This window comes from Aliikangiella maris, assembly GCF_040719265.1.
Classification (GTDB): domain Bacteria; phylum Pseudomonadota; class Gammaproteobacteria; order Enterobacterales; family Kangiellaceae; genus Aliikangiella; species Aliikangiella maris.
This window is the reverse complement of record NZ_JBFDAH010000002.1, coordinates 106,809-126,579: the sequence shown is the minus strand read 5'-3', so window position 1 is coordinate 126,579 and position 19,771 is coordinate 106,809. Positions and strand designations below refer to the sequence as shown.

Here is a 19,771-nt window from a genome sequence, read left to right as displayed (position 1 = left end):
GTGTCATTTTAAAAATTGTATAGCTTTGTATTAATTTGTATTAATTAACGACACAGCTTGCAGCAGGTAAGTTGGACGTCGAATTATCGTAACGACAAATACTTAAATCGAGTACTGAAATAGTGTATTAAAATAGAACACCAATATGACTTGAACCATTTATTATAAGGCAGGAGCAACTAATAACTAATCATTAATTTTGATTACTTTTGACGACTTGATTAAAAATGAGGGAAAAGCACACCCCTGGCTCACGATTTTTTACCTTCACCTTAATTGACATTTTTTCTGTTAACTCTTTAACCAAGGCTAATCCTATCCCTGTACCTTGACTCTCTCGCGTTAGCTCATCGGTTGCTCGGTAAAACAACTGAAAAACTTTATTGAGATGTTGTTTGGCAATTCCAGGCCCATAATCTCTAATAGAAAAAACCAACTGTTCATCGGCATCTAAATTGCATTGCATATCAATCCGTTTAAGTTCAGATTTAGCCGAATACTTTATCGCATTATCAATCAGATTAATGATAACCTGCAAAAACCTATCTTTATCAACCATTACAGAATATTGTTTAACCTTCTCATCGACATCAACAGACAGTTCAAATGCATTTGCTTCAATTTGGGAATGAGTTTTTGATAATATCAAATCAATTAATTCACGAACTTCTACTGGACTGGTTTCCAATAAAGAAGATTGCTTTTGAGTTTTAGATAAAGTTAGAACATTATCAATCAAACGAGAAAGCCTTTCAGACTCATTAAAAATATATTCATAATAAGTTTTCTTTTTCTCATCACTTGCCCAACCTTGTTGTAGAATTTCTCCACACATACGAATCGATGTTAATGGGGTTTTTAACTCATGACTTACCGAAGAAACAAAGTTTTGCTGCTGTTGAATTAAGGCAATTTGTTTGAGCGCCAAATGATATAACCAGTAAGTTCCCAAGGTAATCACAAACAACAAAATCAAGATAATAGCAACAATAAACCCAGCGCCTGTACCTACGGGCATTCGCGTTACATTAAACACCATTGTCAGCCGGTTGAATGGCTCGTTTAAGGCAGAAAGATAAAGTACTTCACCTTGTAATGGTTCATTACTGTTTAAACTTTTTGTCGTTAACCGCTTAGAGTAGTTTGTTATCTCCTTTCCTTGATAGGTTTGTATAAGTTGTTTACCATAAATAATATTGAGCGAAGAGACTTCGGCGAGTAACGACAAAGTAAAATGTTGACGAATTGTTCCTGCTAAAAAGTCATCAACAGAAAGCAACATGCCCTGAACTAGTCGTTTGTTATTACGCCAAACTTGACGATATAAAACAAAATGACGACCACTAAGCAAACTGAATCGATAAGGTTCAAGTTTACTTTCGAACAAATTTACTTGTAATTCCTCCAAAGAATCCTGATGAATGTCATGTTGTTGATAACTTGTCTGGTTATCAGTTTGTTGAAGACTACTTGATTGTAGACGACTTTCTTTTTGCCGAGGTTGTAGTTGATAATTTTTTTCTACACGGCTACCCGTTATCTCGATTGATTGTGCCGATTCACGCACAGCTAATTCTGCTTTTTGCAACTTTAGCGCTTCTTTTTTAGCCTGTATCTTTTTGCTAAAGGACTCTTTTTTAACAGGCTGCCCAATATCTTCAGCAAGTTGTGTTTGTAATAATTCGGATTGAAGCTGATCGAAGTTAGATAACCCCTCAGGAGTGTGAATCACTTTCTGTTCGGCTTTCTTAGCATCAAGCGAACGAGAAGATGACGGCAGCAATTTATCATATTTTATTCCTGCTTGAGGTGTAAAGTGAACTAAATCCGCTTCTGTTGCAGATTCTTCAAGACTCATTTCAATTTGCTCTGCTTCCTGCTTTCCGGCCGCAGGCTCATACTGCGGCAAAGTAGATTCCATTGACTCGGCCGCTCTCGATGGCATGGGGGCAGCTTGCCTTGAATCTGAAAGTCCCATTGTTGATTGGGTCGATAAATGGCGATTCGGCTCGCTGGCATTTAATTCTGAAACCACATTCGCATTGGTATTGACCAATTGATTCTGCGAGAGAATCTGATGTAACTGATTAGCTAATTGCAAGCGTTGCAGTTTTTCAGTTTCGCTAATGCCATAACGATAAGCATTATTCAAATCATCAGGTAACAAGGGTGTTGAAAATCGTCCATTTTCATCAACCTGAAAATAGCCAATAACACCAGGTAATTGTGACTCTACCGGAAATTTTGACAGTTCAGATCGTTGTACAAAACCCGCTTTTGGATCGCCAGCCAAAACTAAAAAACCATAATCGATATCTGAACGTTGTTCTTCCTTTTTTATTGCGCCAAGTAGTGATTGACTAATTTTACCAGTCAGTAATTGTGCTTCTCGCTGAAACTGGTGAAATGCTTTCCAACGAAACTGTTGATAGGCCTGCCAGCCTAATATTATGGTCGGTATAACCAATGCAGTAAAAAAGATAATAAAGACAATTCGTGCTTTTGTTAGATTTAATCTAAACATGGATCAAGCTACCGAATTGACCGATTGAAAAATTAATTTATAACCGGCTCCTCTAACGGTAATCAAAAATTGAGGTGTTTTTGAGTCAGGCTCAATTTTACGGCGAATTTTTGCGATATGAATATCAACAGTTCGTGTTTCTATGGCCAGTTGTGGATCATAGCCCCAAACCTGTTCAAGCAGTTCTTCACGCGAAACCGGGCGGGTCGCATTATGATATAAATACTCAATGACCTGCATTTCACGTTTGGTAAAGCTAACGGTTTGCGCGCCTGAACCGTTATTTATTTCAACAGATAAATTTTGCAAATCGAGATGACGCTGAGAATCTAGTTGAATGACTAAACCTGCTGGCGTTATTTGTTTTACTTTACCTGACCGTCGTAATACCGCTTCAATTCGCAGTAGCAGTTGTGTAATAGAGAAAGGTTTAGCCACATAATCATCGGCGCCGAGAGTCAGTCCAAGAATAATATCTTCATCGCTACTTTTTGCAGTAAGCATAATTATCGGTTGCGCTTTGTTGTGCTGACGAATTTCACGACATATATCATAGCCATTCATTGAAGGCAGCATCACATCTAATATAATTAAATCAAACTGGCCATTTAGAGCCTTGTCTAGCCCTTGTTTTCCATCCTCGGCAAAATCCACTTGATAGCCATGATAAACCAACACGTCAATCAGCCCGGTGCGAATGGCTAATTCATCTTCAACAACAAGAATTGATTGTTTTTGTCCCATGCTCAATCGTTCCTATTCGGTATTTAAGTCAGCGCTAGAAAACCATGCCTGAGAAATGCAGACAGTTATAAGTCATTTAACACACGATAAAAAAATGCTAAAAGCTGAATTTAAAATTCCGGCTCAGCTAATTCAGTTCAGCTAGTCAAGTTTGAGTAAAATGAATGCTAACAGCATTGGTTAAATACTATCAGCAAATCATATCATTTGCAGGTAAATTTATTGTAAATTCGGCATGCTCAAAGTTTACTCAATCTGGTCTATTACAAATGAATCTCTCTGCCTAAAATATCGCTCAATAACTTGATAAAACAGGAGAGCACTTTATGGCATTATTTAAACGTATTGGTACATTACTCTCAGCAGATATCCATGCAGTCCTTGATTGGGTTGAAGATCCGCAGGATTTATTAAAGCAGGCAATGAGAGAAATGCAAACTGAATTGCAAAAACAGCAATATTGCTTGTCGCAAACCCAACAATCGTTGGTACATCTCAAAAGCCAACTAGCACAACTGGCGACAGAGCAGGAGAAAATTGAACGCAATATTGATTTGTGTTTTACTACACAGCAACAAGCGCTACTCAAAGTTCAAATTAAAAACAAACTTATTTTACAAAAGCAACATCATTTCTTACTGACACAGCAAGACATATTAAAAAAACAAGAAATTCAAGCCGCGCAAAACATTGAAGAAAACGAAGCGCAATATGAAAAATTACAACAACAACTCATTGCTGTTGGGTTGACCAACAATCAACACTACCAGTCAGGTGCACCTTATACCCAAAAAAATACCTATCACTTTAGTGTGACCGAAGATGAAATAACGATGGCTTTAATTGAAGCTAAGCAAGCGAGGGAACGCTCATGAGAAAAAACCAATTTAATCATAATCCTGTTAAAGGGATGCCATTTATGCAAAATAAATTTCAGTTTTTTTATCATCAAATAAAAATTGGCTTACTCATCAGTCTTGGCGCAACTTTACTCATTCAACTAGCAATTTTTTTATTTAGCGACACTGTGCTGCAAACATTTTTTACAACACCCCGCTTATCTATTTATAGTTTAACTGAAAATTTCGCTAATCAACTCAACTGGCATTTAACTTATAATTTTTTTGCACACAGTTTACTGGTATTAACAACCATCACCTATCTGATACTGTTATTAAAGTATAGTCACCTTAGTACAGGACGATTTAGTCTATTATTTAGCTACTTATTGATTATTATCAGTTTGTTAATTATTGATGGTGCAATTTTATCCGCATTAAGCAGCAGCCTAGTTATTATCTGGTTTGCTCGCTCAGTTTATTATCATTTTAGCTTAAGTGGGCTCCTACTCGATGCATTATTGATTGTTATTGGCTTTTCTTTTGCCTGTAGCGTTTATCTGCTGATGCATAGCTGGCTCTTAAGCTTAAGTGGTTTCTTTTTAATACAAGCACTCAACGTTTTTATCCCGCGCTCCTGCTCAGGAAAAATGGAAAGAAGCGATGCTGATACCACTTTTGACAAAGATCTGCAGGCAAGCCATTACCAGTTTTCACAGGCAAGATTGCAAGCAGAAAACGCATTAAACAGTTTTCAACAACATAGGTCTTGAGTCGGGCTATAACTTTTTAATCGGGAAGCAGCCATGTTAAAGCAGTCAATGATAGAAGTATTTTTAATCACTATTTCATTTTTAGTCACCATGTCAGTTTTAACTTTCCTTATATATTTAAACCAATCTTCATGTTTAAAACATCAATACCAAGTTAAGCGACTGACCGCATACAGCCAACAGTTAATGAAAAGCTTCCCGATTTATTTTTTATCCCTTCACTGCCCTAGGCAAAAAAATGGTAAAAAGCGTACTGCAGAACACCTATAATACAAACCAGTTTTGACGTACATTCTGAGTGATGAAAGTTTTTGAGAATAAAATGTATATTGTAAGCACTGGAGTATTAAATCGGCCCCTTTATCAATTTTATTCTTGAGGTTAGACTTAAACTGATTCGCAGTTAGTCGCTAGCCAATAAAAACTCAGCAATAAAAGCTTAGCAATAAAAGTGTCACGACATAATTTGATACATTTTTCAAACAATCCCTTGCTAACGCTAAACGGGGTTTAAATCTATTAGTCTCCCCTCTTGTAGCGAGGCAATTAACCACTTTGTATTAATAAATAGTTACTTAAATCAATAATAATCAGGATATTTCGTTTCCTCATTAATATTTTCTCAAACTTTTATTACCTTTCGCTATCCTTGAGTCGAGTAAAGGCTCAGCGCTAGCTCTCATTTTGGCGCTACACAAACGTTACGCATTCATATAACAATTTTTTATTTATGGTTTCTTATATCAAATCCCATGCTAAACTCGAATATATCTGATATACGCACAAGAAGCACTCAATAATTCTTTAATAATAATTTATAATAAAGCTCAAAAGGTATTTAAACAGGATTTTTTATACATCAATTGAGCATCTGTACGACCGACTCCACTACTAGAATGAGGTAAATATGTTAATTAAAAAAATACAAGTTGCCGGACTCAAAGCGGCAGTTATTGCAGTTTCACTTGCACTAACGCCCACCACGGTTTTCGCTCAAGATGAGGAAGCCAAAGATGAAAGTGAAGGCAACAAAGTTGTCATTACCGGATCGCGCCTTAAACGCAACCAAATGGAAGGGATTTCACCTGTAACAATTATTTCGGCTGAAGATATGATCGCACAAGGTCATGCGACAGCTTACGATGTGATCAATTCATTGTCGGCTAACTCAGGTTTTTCATCACCAGAATCAAGCAGCCTAGGCTGGAGTGCCGGAACGCAAACCGTTAACTTGCGCGGCCTTGGCAGCAACCGTTCATTAGTGCTACTCGACTTTCAGCGTTTACCGGTTACGCCAAAAGCTTATTTGGGTTCGGACAATGTAGTCAACCTCGGCATGATCCCTATTGCTGCCATTGAACGCATCGAAGTGGTATCAACGGGAGCGTCAGCCATTTATGGTTCAGACGCTATGACAGGTGTTGTCAATGTTATTTTAAAGCGTGACTTCGACGGTAGTCAGATAAATGTTTCAGCCGGTGATACCTTTGAAGGAGACTTGCATCGTTTTGCCATTGATGGCGTTAAAGGTTGGAGCGGTGAAGGCTGGAATATAACCGTAGGTGCGAGCTATACCGATACCGGCGGTTTTACGGGTAATGATCGAAAAGAATATGATGGTATTGAAGATATTCCGAATCCAGAACTTTATTCAGCACGCGGACTTTACAGTAACGATACTGAAATCTGGAGCTGGTGGCACGGACAAATTCGCCCAACAGCAGAACAATGCGCGATGACTGATGGTCAGGTGTTAGAGCCCAATGGCGATTATTGTGGACATGAGCGTATTGGTGAAATGTCAATGATTCAGCCGCGTCAGGTGGCCAGTGTTTTTGCAACCTCTACATTTGAACTAGATAACGATATCAGCGGCCGCGCTTCATTTTTTTACAACCAGACAAAACGTCAAAATACGATTTATTGGTCAGCAACACCTCAAGATGTAGAAGTCTGGGATATCGCTTATGATGCCAATGGAAATCCTGATTGGGATAACTCCACCTGGTTAAACAACTTATGGTATGCCAAACGAATCAATCCAGAAAATCATAACCCCGACATTGAATACGAAGAAGAAATGTTCTCTTTTCAGTTTGGTCTCGATGGTAGCTTTAATGATAATTGGCAATGGGGTTTAAATACCAGTTTCGCACGAAATGACTCAGAAGAAGTTTATCCGGTATTGACCCAAAATAACTGGGCAAGACTTTATTTAGGATTTGGTAATCCAGGAACACCATTAGAAAGTGTAGATCCATCGACTCGCTGGATTCAATACAGCAATTATGAAGTTTTCCGCATGGATGCCAGTGAAATGCAAGATTTGTATTTACCACTATTTGGTCATGTAGGAATGTATGAAAATCCAGGTGATCGCGCTGAGCAATTTTTTGTTGATTCAAAAACGCTTGGACGCAGTGAAAATGCCAGTATCTCTTTTGATGTCAGCGGAGAGTTTGGTGAACTGGCAGGTGGTGCGATTGGCGTAGCAGCCGTGGTTGAATTTTCACAATCGGAAATTTCTTTAACAAATACCCCTCAAGAATTTGCTGATGGATTAGTCAACTGGTTTGTTGGACTAGCAACAGAAGGTAAACGGGATCATACTGGTGTGGGCATCGAAGCAAACTTACCTTTTACTGATCAACTCTCAGTTTCGTTAGCCACACGCTATGATGATTATGACGATAATTCACAAACAGGTTCAGCCCAAACTTATATGTTAGGTCTAGAATATCGTCCGGTTGATGAGTTATTAATTCGAGCATCTTATTCCACCAATTTCCGTGCGCCAGATATGCATCGTTTATTTGGTAAGCGCGGCACGCAGTTTGTTGGACAAGTTCAAGATCCATGGCTTGCTATTAACGATCCAGCTAACGCAGAAATTCTACAAAAAATCAATTCTGGCAACTATACCGATCCAAGTGAGATCAGCGCCGCAAATTGGGACTTTTCGTGCGTAGGTTGTACCACTATTAACAGCTTCGAGCATGGTACTGGTGGTGATTTATCACTAGAAGAGGAAGAAGGTTACACTGCAAACGTCGGGGTTATTTATGATGTTACTGATGATTGGACTGTTCAATTAGACATCTATGAAATTGAAGTACAAAACCGTATTATCAGTGTTTCGATGACTGATTACATCGATCTTGAAGCAGGCTGTCGCCTTGGATTTGATATTTATAACCCAAGCAGAGAGCTCGATATCAATAGCCCAGAATGTGTTTCAGCCCTAGATCATGTTGCACGTGATGATGATGGTCAACTCGCACCGGTAACCTCACGAGCAGGTCACATTAACCAAGGCTTTTTCCGTTCGCGTGGTTTAGATTTTGCAACACGTTATCGCTTAGAAACCGAAGAAATGGGTACCTTTAATTTCACCTTTGATTACAACTATGTGGATACTTATCAAACGCAATATGATGATGCTTCACCGGTCATTGAGTGGCGTAATCAAGACACCGGATTACTCAGAAACCGCGGTAAATTACAGACTCAGTGGGTATATGATGCTTGGAATGTTTCACTTTCAACCATGTACTATGGTTCTGGGTTTAAATGGGATGGTTCAGGACGTAGTGATGCATTATTCCTGACCAATCTTTATGTCGGTAACCAGGTTACAGAGAATATGTCGTTAGGGCTAACCTTAAATAACCTGACTGACGAAGGGTTACCAAAAGACGAAACATGGAACAACTTTCCGTTTGGCAATGCAGGCTTATACAGCGCAGCCATTCCTGGCAGAGAGTATCGAGTCGCACTACAATATAACTTTTAAACGTTTTCAATCAATTGATACTTTTATCAGTTAAATAATCGAGTCCTCCTCAAAGCCCTTATGGCCAACTTTAGGTTGGCTGTTTGGGCTTTATCATCTGCTGACTCTCACTTTGCAGATCTCATGAAATAATCTTAAGTGAAATATTCTATACTTTTGGGGAATGCAACTTTACCCCCCTGTGCAGGCTATGCAATCATACTGTGCATCAGCAATTTAATTCAAAACAACACTATCAAGCGTTTTACTCAATCAATAACTCAACATAAAATCACCACTTTACTGGTTATTATTATTGCTGGTGAGCTAATATTTTCGTTACCTTTTCATATCCCGCGTTTCTTCAGGCCAACATTTTTACAAGTCTTTGAATTATCCAATACCGAGCTGGGTGATATTTTCGCACTCTATGGTATTGTAGCCATGCTTAGTTATTTTCCGAGCGGCATATTGACAGATCGTTTTGCACCACAAAAGTTAATGTTTTATTCGCTGGTAGCAACCGCGGCTGGCGGCGTTTATCTGGCCACTATTCCCCCTAAATCCAGTTTGTACTTTTTATTCGCATACTGGGGATGCACCAGCATTTTGTTATTTTGGTCAGCCATGATTAAGCAGACGTGGGCAATTGCCGGTCATCATTTACAAGGCACGGCATTTGGCATACTCGATGGTGGTCGAGGACTGGTTGCCAGTCTTGCTGCCAGCATAGCAATCATCATTTTAAGTGATGCGCTGCTTCCCGCCACAACAAGGCAATCAGCCATTTCGCTTTCAGAAAGTCAAATTGCGGCTCGCCATGCATTACAATAGATTATTTTGTTTTATAGCTTACTGACATTACTATCAGGTTTGTTGGTTTATCATTTTTTATCCGTACAATCACTGACCGAAAAACAGGCTTTTGCCCCATTAGCAAATCAGTCTATAACAGCAAAGTCTGCTACCAGCCACGTCAAGCATCTTATCGAGGTCACTCAAGATAGTCGAGTCTGGTTGCAGGGTTGGATAATTATCTGTGCATACTGTGGTTTTAAATCACTCGATAATTTTGGTTTATTTGCCAGTCAGGTATTACACATGAATGCGGTCGAGTCAGCCAACCTTGTTACTTGGGCCAGCTATACTCGTCCAATCGCAGCCATATTGGCGGGTTTAGTTGCCGATCGATGGCAAATTGGCAAGCAAGTAGCACTATGTTTTACGCTCACGCTATTGAGTTTTTTACTACTTGGTTTATTACATCCCTACTCGATGACTTTAAATATTGTTGTGTTTAATATTGTCATTACCTTTATTGCCGTTTACGCTCTAAGAGGGATCTATTTTGCACTAGTCGAAGCTTCGGGAATCAAACAAAACACAACAGGTACTGCAGTAGGCTTAATTTCATTAATCGGTTTTACACCGGATATTTTCTTTGCATCATTAACAGGTCGAATTCTTGATGCATCACCTGGCGCAAGTGGCTTTCAACATTATTTTCTATTGTTAGCCGGCATTTCAGCCGCCGGATTATTGGCAACAATCTGGTTAAATAGCAAAACCCTGTCAGCCAAAAAAATAAAATAACAATAATCGTCATTCTTATTGGCCTTAGCTTGTTTTTCTTGAAAATTACGAAAGTCTCGTCGATACCAATTATCTTATGTTAGACTCTAAAAAATTCAGTTTTTTAAGGTTTCAATTCGCACAATGCATTTAATTACCCGTATTATTCAACTACTGAGCCTAACGCTTTTTAGTTGTGTCACTCAGGCAGATGATAATCTCGACTGGCATACTCAATCCAATTATACACAAATCATCAGTACTCACGTTCATTTGGATTTGTCTGTAGACTTTAAACAAAAGCAGCTAAGCGGTTACATTGAGCACACACTAAAACGCCTTGCGCCAGATGTTACTGAACTAAAACTCGATACGCGCGACTTAACAATTTTAAAAGTAGAGCATTTTGACAATCAACAATGGCATAAAGGTGAATTTGCTTTAGCGAAAGAAACAGATTTCAGAGGCAGTCAGCTCGTTATTAAGCTAAAACCACAGACCACTAAAATCAGAGTTTATTATCATTCCACACCTGAAGCATCAGGACTGCAATGGTTGTCACCAGCACAAACTGCCGGTAAAAAGCATCCATTTATGTTCAGTCAGTCGCAAGCGATTCATGCCCGTAGCTGGATGCCTATTCAAGATACACCGGCCATGCGAGTATCCTATTCGGCAACTATTCGCACCGACAAACACCTCAGGCCGGTAATGAGTGCAGATAATAATCCGCAATGGCATGATGACGGTATATATCAATTTACCATGCCACAACCAATTCCCCCCTATTTAATCGCCATTGCCGCCGGTAACATTCACCATAAGACAATGTCAAAGCAAACGGCTATTTATTCCGAACCAGAGTACCTCGATGTTGCAGCTAAAGAATTTGAAGACACTCAGGCAATGATTGATGCTACTGAAAAACTCTATGGCGAATACCGCTGGAACCAATATGATTTATTAATTTTACCGCCTTCTTTTCCTTTTGGTGGTATGGAAAATCCGCGACTTTCATTTATTACTCCAACCGTTATTGCCGGCGATAAAAGCTTAGTGAATTTGATTGCTCATGAACTGGCTCACTCTTGGTCGGGCAATTTGGTTACTAACGCCACTTGGCGAGACTTGTGGCTCAATGAAGGTTTTACCAGCTATGTTGAAAACCGCATTATGGAATCTGTATTTGGTAAAAAACGCGCCATGATGGAGCGAACACTAGATTCACAAGGACTCCGTCAGGAAGTTGAAGAACTAGATGAGTCAGATACAATTTTGCATATTGCGATGCAGGGGCGCGATCCAGACGATGCTTTTTCGGGCATTCCCTATACCAAAGGACATCTGTTTTTATGGTTTTTAGAACAACGCTTTGGTCGCGAAAAATTTGATCTCTTTTTAAAAGCCTATTTCGACAATCACGCTTTTCAAAGCATCGATACTCGCGGTTTTATTGCATATCTGGATAAACATTTAATCTCTCAATACCCAGGAAAAGTGACGATTGAAGAAGTAAAAACCTGGATATTTAAACCCGGACTCCCCACGTTTACACCACTGGCCCAATCCGATACGTTTACTAAAGTGCAACAACACATGGATAGCTGGCTTAGCAATCGCGCCGCTTTGAGTGATATTCCAACGAAACAGTGGACCGTCCATGAGTGGTTATATTTCATTAACAATCTTCCTGAAGAAATCAGCAAAGAACAGCTCGCTCTGCTCGATAAAACTTATCAATTAACCTTGTCTACCAACAATGAAATTGCACATGCCTGGTTATTGTTATCTCTGCAAAAAAAATATTATGTGGTTAATCAGCGTCTTGAAAATTACTTAATCAGTATTGGACGTCGTAAATTGATTGTTCCACTCTACGAGGCGCTAATCAGTGATGAAAAAACACGCCCATTTGCTGTCAGCATCTACCAAAAAGCGCGAGCAGGCTATCATCCGCTGGCTCAGTCCACGATTGATGCCCTTTTTACCGAATATGAATAGTTACTTCGTATTTGATTAAAAATACTTGGATTAAAGCCATATTCCGCTCGCCCATTTTATTAGGCGAGCGGTATTTATAATGATTAAGCAATGATTAACTGCAAAAGATCATCCACAGTCAACAAGTCTCTGTGTCAAACCAACATTGATATTTACAAGTAGCGGTATTCACAAACATTTGAAAAGCACACCTTATCGACAAGCACTCTCCAAATTAGAATTATTACCCGCAATAAGTTAGCGACAAAGTATTTTCAATCGCCCCAATTATCTTCATACCAACAAGCTTTGAGTCGATTAGTTTGCCTAAAAATCAACCAAATAGTGAAATATCCCTAATTTTTTGAGAGAATATGCCCCTAATTATCTAATCCTGAATTTATCGATGATAAAAGCTGAACGAAATTTGTTTTCTTATCCCAAATATTGGGCAGAATGTTATGGCCGGGCCAAATTTTTACCCATGTCACGGCCCGAAATGGACGCACTTGGTTGGGATAGCTGCGATATCATTATTGTCACTGGCGATGCCTACGTAGATCACCCTAGCTTTGGTATGGCAGTTATTGGTCGATTTTTAGAATCTCAGGGATTTAGAGTCGGCATTATTTCGCAACCAGACTGGAATGATCCCGAAGCCTTCAAAGCCCTAGGCAAACCCAACCTATTTTTTGGCATTACCGCGGGCAATATGGATTCCATGATCAACCGCTACACCGCCGATAAACGACTACGCAGTGAAGATGCCTACACCCCGCACGCGGCAGCAGGTAAACGCCCTGATCGCGCGGTTATTGTTTATACCCAAAAATGCCGTGAAATCTATCCTGACACGCCAACCGTTATTGGTGGAATTGAAGCCAGCTTACGCCGTATTGCACAGTATGATTATTGGAGTGACGAAGTACGCCGCTCCATATTGATTGATTCAGCGGCCGATATTTTGCTCTATGGTAATGCCGAAAGAGCCATGGCTGAAATTGCTTATCAAATGTCGATTGGCCGCTCTATCAAAGAGTTAACTGACATACCCGGTACCGCAATAGTCCGCGACAGTATTCCCGAAGGCTGGACAGAAGTCGATTCAACCCGGATTGACTGGCCGGGCAATATTGCGCAAATGCCAAATCCTTATGAATATAATGATCCGGCGTCAGAGAGCTGCCAAAGCAAACAGAACCAAGCCAAAGCCGATACCAGTATTCCGATTAAAATAGTGCCTATGCCACTAATGGGTAAACAAAAGCTGGAGCGACAATCGACCGTAATCAGATTACCATCATTTGAAAAAATTCGCCGAGACGCCGCCCTCTATGCCCATGCTTCGCGGATTTTGCATTTAGAATCCAATCCACACAATGCTCATGTCATTGTTCAAAAACATGGTACTAAAGAAGTCTGGGTAAATACGCCCCCGATTCCACTAGAAACCACCGAAATAGATGGCGTGTTTGATTTAGAATATGAACGAGTTCCTCACCCGGTTTATGAAAACGCACGGATTCCCGCCTATGAAATGATTCGCTTTTCTGTGAATATTATGCGCGGATGTTTTGGCGGATGCACTTTTTGTTCGATTACAGAGCACGAGGGTCGGGTTATACAAAGTCGCTCTCAAGAATCGGTGGTTAAAGAAATTGAAGATATGCGTGATAAAGTGCCAGGCTTTACCGGCACTGTTTCAGATTTAGGTGGCCCAACCGCCAACATGTATCATCTGAACTGCAAAGATGATGAAATACAGCGCAACTGCCGCAAACTATCCTGTGTTTATCCCACGGTTTGTAAAAACCTGATTACCGATCATTCACAAACAACTCAGCTATATCGTAAAGCCAGAGCGATTCCTGGAGTCAAACGGGTTGCAATTGCATCTGGACTACGTTATGACTTGGCAGTTGAAGATCCGGAATATGTTAAGGAACTGGTTACTCATCACGTTGGTGGTTATTTAAAAATTGCCCCCGAGCACAGTGAAAAAAATACTCTCGAAAAGATGATGAAACCGGGTATGGACAGCTACAACAAATTTAACGAAATGTTTACGCAGTATTCAAAAGAAGCCGGTAAAGAGCAGTATTTAATACCCTACTTTATTTCGGCACATCCGGGTTGTGATGATACCGACATGCTCAATCTTGCATTGTGGTTAAAGCGTCATGATTTCCGCCTGGATCAAGTGCAAAATTTTTATCCGTCACCGATGTCTCTGGCAACCGCCATGTACCACTCAGAGAAAAACCCACTAAAAAAAGTCACCTATAAAAGTGAGAGTGTTTATACCGAAAAAGATCTGGATAGAAGACGTCGGCACAAAGCTTTACTCCGTTATCATGATGAGCAAAACTGGCCCACAATTCGTAAGTTGTTAAAAGAGTTAAAACGCGAAGAGTTAATTGGCGATGGTCCAAACCAACTAGTACCGGCAGCAAACAGCCGCACGCTTAAGTCTCGTCATAAAAAATCAACACACTCAGCATTTAAACGTAAAAAAACTCAAACAACGGGTAATACGGGTAAAAAATACTGACATTAAATGATTTTAAGTTGACTGCCGATATCAGGCAGTCAACTTTTTATCCTAACTAATTACGGCTCACTGAAGACAATCTGTCCTCGGTCAATGAGGTGAACCAAGGATGCGAGTGTCACCATTAGCCACCATAATTAACTGATTAGAGAGAATCATGCAGCAAACAACGACAAACCAACTTACACTCACTCTACCCGATGATTGGCACTTACACCTAAGAGACGGTGAGATGCTGACAGAAACCGTTGCGGCTACCGCGAGATGTTTTGCTCGGGCAATTGTCATGCCGAATCTGGTTCCACCAGTTGTCAATGCCGAAATGGCGGCAGCTTATAAAGCACGTATAAATGAAGCGATTCCAGCAAATCTTGCACATAGTTTTACTCCATTGATGACAATTTATCTGACTAATCAGACGACACCACAAGATATCCTAGCAGCCAAGGCTGCCGGAGTAACGGCGGCCAAGTTATATCCTGCCGGTGCGACAACGAATTCAGATGCCGCAGTCAGTCAAATTGACCGTTTGTTTCCAGTATTTGAAGCAATGACAAATGCCGATATGCCCTTACTGATTCATGGCGAGGTGACAGACTCACATATTGATATTTTTGATCGTGAAAAAGTATTTATCGATACCATTCTCAACAAAATTGTTAGTCATTTTAGTCAACTGCGTATCGTGCTCGAACATATCACCACTGAAGATGCGGTTGAGTTTGTCAAAGCGCAAGATAATCATGTTGCTGCAACCATTACTCCTCAGCACTTATTGCTTAACCGAAACGACTTACTGGTTGGTGGTGTTAGACCGCATAACTACTGCTTACCCGTATTAAAGCGCAACACTCATCAACAAGCTTTGCGTGAAGTAGTTGCCTCAGGTAATAGCAAATTCTTTTTAGGTACTGACTCTGCACCTCATGAAAAGTATCGAAAAGAAAATGCATGTGGTTGCGCCGGCTGTTATAGTGCCTGGAGTGCTATCGAACTTTATGCACAGGTGTTTGAAGAACTAGGTGTGATTGAAAAACTTGAAGCCTTTGCCAGTTTTTATGGCGCAGACTTTTATCAGTTACCTCGTAACACACAAACCATCACTTTAGTGAAAGAGTCCTGGCAAGTCCCCGAAGAAATTATTTTACCAAATGGTAACCCTATTGTGCCCTTTTATGCCGGAAAAACACTGAGTTGGAAATTACAATCGAAATAACTCTTTATTTAAGCTGGTTTGCTTCAACAATCCCAGACTGAATTATTTAATACTGGTATTTACTTATAAAAATTCAGTTGGGATAAAGTAACAATGATTTGAACGTAAAAGTAAAGAATTAGTAAGGTTTGTGAGCAAGCTGTGATTTGAGTTCGAGTAGTGCATAAGCCTGTTCAGATGCTAAGTGCGCTTGCTTTTTTTTTAGCACAAACACCTTATTCGCTTGAAGCGGTTTTGAGGGGTTGTGATCAAGCTCCCATGTTAATGACGCTATACCTTGAGATTGTGCTTCAAATATCGTTAATGCCTGGCTATTAGCACTTATAATTAACTGATCGTGTGCTAACAGAGCAACGACCCCAGTAAAAATAATGTAAAGTAAAAAAGCCTGCACAGCCAGCTCTTTCAGCAAGATAGAATTATCAGTCGACATTTCAAACTCAACAACATTTATAATTTAGTTTTTTATTTAACATTTTTTCTAAATTTTAATCTAAAGATTTACCTTGGGATATAACATTTACGCCTAAATTCGCACTCTAAATTGAAACATCAAGCCAACAAACCAGCAAGCCATTAGAATTAAAAAACACTCAACCTAAATCGATAACACAAACAGTTTGAACTTGGCGATGAATAACGGCGCAGGATTATATCTTTTTAACGCTCAAAAAAATTGACATGGATCACTGTTCTTACACTTGACATCATATTGCGATTATCACTTTATCAAATAAAAAAAATCTCAATTACATTTAATTAATTTAATTTTTGAGCTTATTGTTAGATTATCTTTATTAATTTTTACAACCCTTTAAATTTTTATTATTTATATTTTTCAATATTAATCACTAACAATTTTTTTTAGATAGATGAAGTTTTTATTTTTTGCCATCGTTTAACACAGTTCCTACCAGCAGATTTTGCCTGATAAAGTGCACTATCAACTCGTCCATAAAGGGTTTCCGGATCAACATCTAAATCGGTAATTGAAACCACACCAATGCTAACAGAAACAGAAATGCAATTTCCCGACTCAGTGGTGATTTTTGTTGAGCCAACCTGCTCAATAATCCGTTTAGCAATATCTAATTCAAGCTGTTCATTTGTGCGCGTGAGAAAAAGCATATATTCATCACCACCAATACGTGCAAAGACATCACCATCACGCAATACCTGACGTCCAGCATCAGCCACCATCTTAATAACCTTGTCACCATCTTGATGACCATATTCATCGTTGATTGGTTTCAAATCATCCACATCAATTAACATTAAGGTATGATGAACTGGTTGATGGCTATTAAACCCTAGTCGTGCTTTGCTTTTACGTTTAGCACCACTTTTTAACATTCTATCAATGGTTGTAAAAATTAATCGGCGATTAGACAGTCCGGTTAACTCATCAGTTATGGCTAAAGCCTTTAATTTTCTTGAAACCTGATATTGCCACCAGGCTATGCCAACAATAATGATAAATAAAACGACAGAAATCATTAACCAGGTTTCTTGCAACTTAATTTCCTGTAGCTGTTCATTTAGTTTGAGCTGTTGAATTGCCGATTGTTTTTCTAATTTAATCAGTTCAAGTTGCTCTCGCTCATTCATTATTTTTAAGCGTAGGTTTTCCAGCCGATTAGAAACATTATTTTGTTTAACCGCAAGCAATTGTCGATAGTAATTTTCTAATAATGCATAAGCTTTTTGATAATCCCCACTTAAAGCCATAACTTGCGCTTCAATCTTTTGAACTTCAATCTCCCAACTGGTACCAATTAGCGCCGGCATTTGCAGATAGATTTTCTTGGCTTGATTAAGCGCTTCACTTGCGTCAGCAAACTTTTGTCGCTTTGCGCTGCACAGCGCTTTTTGCTTGAAAAGTTCTGCTCGATAATCTTTAAACTCAGCAACATTTAAAGCCGACTCAATCATTGGTAATGCAGCTTCACAGTTATTTTCTTCAGCCAAGATCATGGCCACGCCATAAAAATAAAAAAATTCAGTATAGGTTTTGTTTAATCCATTAACCGCACCAATATAGCGTTTATACCAATCAAGCGCTTTTTCTGGTTTTCCCCAATAACGATAAGTAGTGGCAATACCAAAAGCACTTTCCCCTATATAATAGGGGTAATTAAGTGCCAAATAAATTTTATGTGCTTTTTGATAAGCCATAATACTATCTTCACGTTTATCCATGTAGCCATATAATGCGCCATACGTCTCATAGGTGATACCCAGCAACAATTCTGACCCCATCTGAGTCGCTAACTCAAACGCATGTTGCAACTCCAACAGGGAGGTTTCAAATTGCTCTGCCAAACTGCGGGTATAAGCAAGTTCAATCAATGCGCGTACATATAAACGCTGTTTTTTATGATGAGCTAATGCATTCACTACTTCAGTTAATATTTTGATAGCGGCCTGATAGTCTCCTTTACGCTGATAAATAACACCTTGTAAAAAATTAATACGATTGGCGATTTCACTCGGCGTAGACAAATTAATCAAGTCTTTTGCCTGAGAAACACTACTTTCGAATTGTTCAAAATGATATGAATAATTGCTGGCCTCAGCTTGGCGCAGCAGCCAGAAGAGGTGCAGTCGAGGATCAGACTGGACTAATTTTTTGTCCATTAAGTCCAATCTTTCAAGTGCTTCAACAGGTTTGGCGACAACAAGCTCATCTAACGCAAATAGCTCGCCATATAATTTATCGTAAATCTGGCTATTTGCCGATAATTGAAATATCGCCAGCAAATTCACCAATAGAATAAAGTAATACTTAAACAACACGCTTTACCTGATGCAACATTTAAAATTCAATAATTCAACCAATTTCGCCTATCCTCTCTTAACTTTTTGAAAAAAATAGCTTTTTTTATCTCTATCAATTCTTAATTAAACTCTACCAATCTCCATAAGAGATTGAGGCGCTAAGGTTATGATATGAACAATTAAAATACAATCTTTGATTTATTGACGGTTATTTAACCACCTGTCAATTAATTGTCGATTTGGCGAGAAACACAAGAAAAGAAGCGAGGGAGACAAAAAGAAACGACGTAATTTTATTTCGATAAAAAATCTTTTTTCCTTACACTAATATATTTTATTAAGTATTTGTGCTGAATACTTACGAAATATTATTAATGCACGAATTTGCTATTAAAATATTTGCCGAGCAAGTCGCTTTGTCGTTCTTGTCTATTTTAAAACTAGCAATATCACTTATTTACCATAATTAAATGGCATAATATTTTTACTTCATCAATAAATTTCAACTAGATTGACAAATATTTTGTCATCTAAGAAATATCAATCATTATCGAACCAGTTGAACGAACTCAAAAATGTAGGTGATAAGTTTTATAAAACGAATTAAATCGTTGGTGTTAACAAAATGATGAAAGAAATTCAGCGTTTAATTTCACAATACTTTAATCAATATTCTAAATTAAACGTTGCATGATAACTGGTTGTTTATTGTTATTAAATTGTCATAATGTAAATACTGAGCAAAAAAATGTTGAAATAGCGCTAAAATCGCCGCGATTTAATGAATTAATTGATTAATTTATCTCAAATAAACAGAAATTAAAGATGATATTTTGATTTAAAGCATGTAATCTTGTACAGCATTGTATCAACAAAAAAGAGTTCTCAAATAAAAGCTCAAAATTAATTATCAACACCATTGATAGCTTTCAATTAAGTCAATTTAAATATTTAATTCAAAAGAAGCAGATAATAAAGGTCCGAGGTTTTTAATTAAATCGTTTAAGAACCGAATAATTTAT

The 19,771-nt window shown here is 38.7% G+C and carries 12 protein-coding genes; 8 read left to right on the top strand and 4 right to left on the bottom strand.

The genetic code is table 11. The features are described 5' to 3' along the window. Positions 1 to 193 precede the first annotated feature (193 nt). Together ABVT42_RS02570 and ABVT42_RS02565 are read right to left on the bottom strand one after the other, a co-directional pair. Positions 194 to 2,524 carry a sensor histidine kinase gene (locus ABVT42_RS02570; protein WP_353873540.1) on the bottom strand — a complete coding sequence of 777 codons (2,331 nt, stop codon included), beginning with the start codon at positions 2,522 to 2,524 and terminating at the stop codon, positions 194 to 196. 3 nt (positions 2,525 to 2,527) lie between these two features. Continuing rightward, entirely contained in the window at positions 2,528 to 3,268 is a 741-nt protein-coding gene (locus ABVT42_RS02565; protein ID WP_353873539.1) for a response regulator transcription factor, read from the bottom strand. Between the two features lie 326 nt (positions 3,269 to 3,594). On the opposite strand from ABVT42_RS02565, the gene ABVT42_RS02560 reads away from it, so the two are divergent. From ABVT42_RS02560 to pyrC, 8 genes are all read left to right on the top strand, one after another. Beyond that, the gene (locus tag ABVT42_RS02560) at positions 3,595 to 4,143 is read left to right on the top strand and encodes a PspA/IM30 family protein (protein WP_353873538.1); all 549 of its coding nucleotides are present in this window, start codon (positions 3,595 to 3,597) and stop codon (positions 4,141 to 4,143) included. Continuing rightward, positions 4,140 to 4,880 carry a hypothetical protein gene (locus ABVT42_RS02555; protein ID WP_353873537.1) on the top strand — a complete coding sequence of 247 codons (741 nt, stop codon included), beginning with the start codon at positions 4,140 to 4,142 and terminating at the stop codon, positions 4,878 to 4,880. The genes ABVT42_RS02560 and ABVT42_RS02555 overlap by 4 nt, the downstream gene beginning before the upstream one ends. Positions 4,881 to 5,787: 907 nt before the next feature. Then, positions 5,788 to 8,673: a TonB-dependent receptor plug domain-containing protein gene (locus tag ABVT42_RS02550; RefSeq protein WP_353873536.1), complete on the top strand. Its 2,886-nt coding sequence runs from the start codon at positions 5,788 to 5,790 to the stop codon at positions 8,671 to 8,673. Between the two features lie 138 nt (positions 8,674 to 8,811). Continuing rightward, positions 8,812 to 9,486, top strand: coding sequence for an MFS transporter (locus ABVT42_RS02545; RefSeq protein WP_353873535.1), 675 nt, complete (start codon positions 8,812 to 8,814; stop codon positions 9,484 to 9,486). A gap of 6 nt (positions 9,487 to 9,492) precedes the next feature. After that, on the top strand, positions 9,493 to 10,245 hold the full coding sequence (locus ABVT42_RS02540) for an MFS transporter (RefSeq protein ID WP_353873534.1): 753 nt from the start codon (positions 9,493 to 9,495) through the stop codon (positions 10,243 to 10,245). Between the two features lie 123 nt (positions 10,246 to 10,368). Continuing rightward, on the top strand, positions 10,369 to 12,225 hold the full coding sequence (locus ABVT42_RS02535) for a M1 family metallopeptidase (protein ID WP_353873533.1): 1,857 nt from the start codon (positions 10,369 to 10,371) through the stop codon (positions 12,223 to 12,225). Between the two features lie 385 nt (positions 12,226 to 12,610). Beyond that, positions 12,611 to 14,755, top strand: coding sequence for a YgiQ family radical SAM protein (locus ABVT42_RS02530; RefSeq protein ID WP_353873532.1), 2,145 nt, complete (start codon positions 12,611 to 12,613; stop codon positions 14,753 to 14,755). Positions 14,756 to 14,912: 157 nt separating this feature from the next. Further along, positions 14,913 to 15,971, top strand: coding sequence for a dihydroorotase (pyrC, locus tag ABVT42_RS02525; RefSeq protein WP_353873531.1), 1,059 nt, complete (start codon positions 14,913 to 14,915; stop codon positions 15,969 to 15,971). A gap of 118 nt (positions 15,972 to 16,089) precedes the next feature. Here pyrC and ABVT42_RS02520 read toward each other — a convergent pair whose 3' ends face one another. Together ABVT42_RS02520 and ABVT42_RS02515 are read right to left on the bottom strand one after the other, a co-directional pair. Further along, positions 16,090 to 16,404: a hypothetical protein gene (locus ABVT42_RS02520; RefSeq protein ID WP_353873530.1), complete on the bottom strand. Its 315-nt coding sequence runs from the start codon at positions 16,402 to 16,404 to the stop codon at positions 16,090 to 16,092. A gap of 431 nt (positions 16,405 to 16,835) precedes the next feature. Then, the gene (locus ABVT42_RS02515) at positions 16,836 to 18,764 is read right to left on the bottom strand and encodes a tetratricopeptide repeat-containing diguanylate cyclase (protein ID WP_367023411.1); all 1,929 of its coding nucleotides are present in this window, start codon (positions 18,762 to 18,764) and stop codon (positions 16,836 to 16,838) included. Positions 18,765 to 19,771: the final 1,007 nt, after the last annotated feature.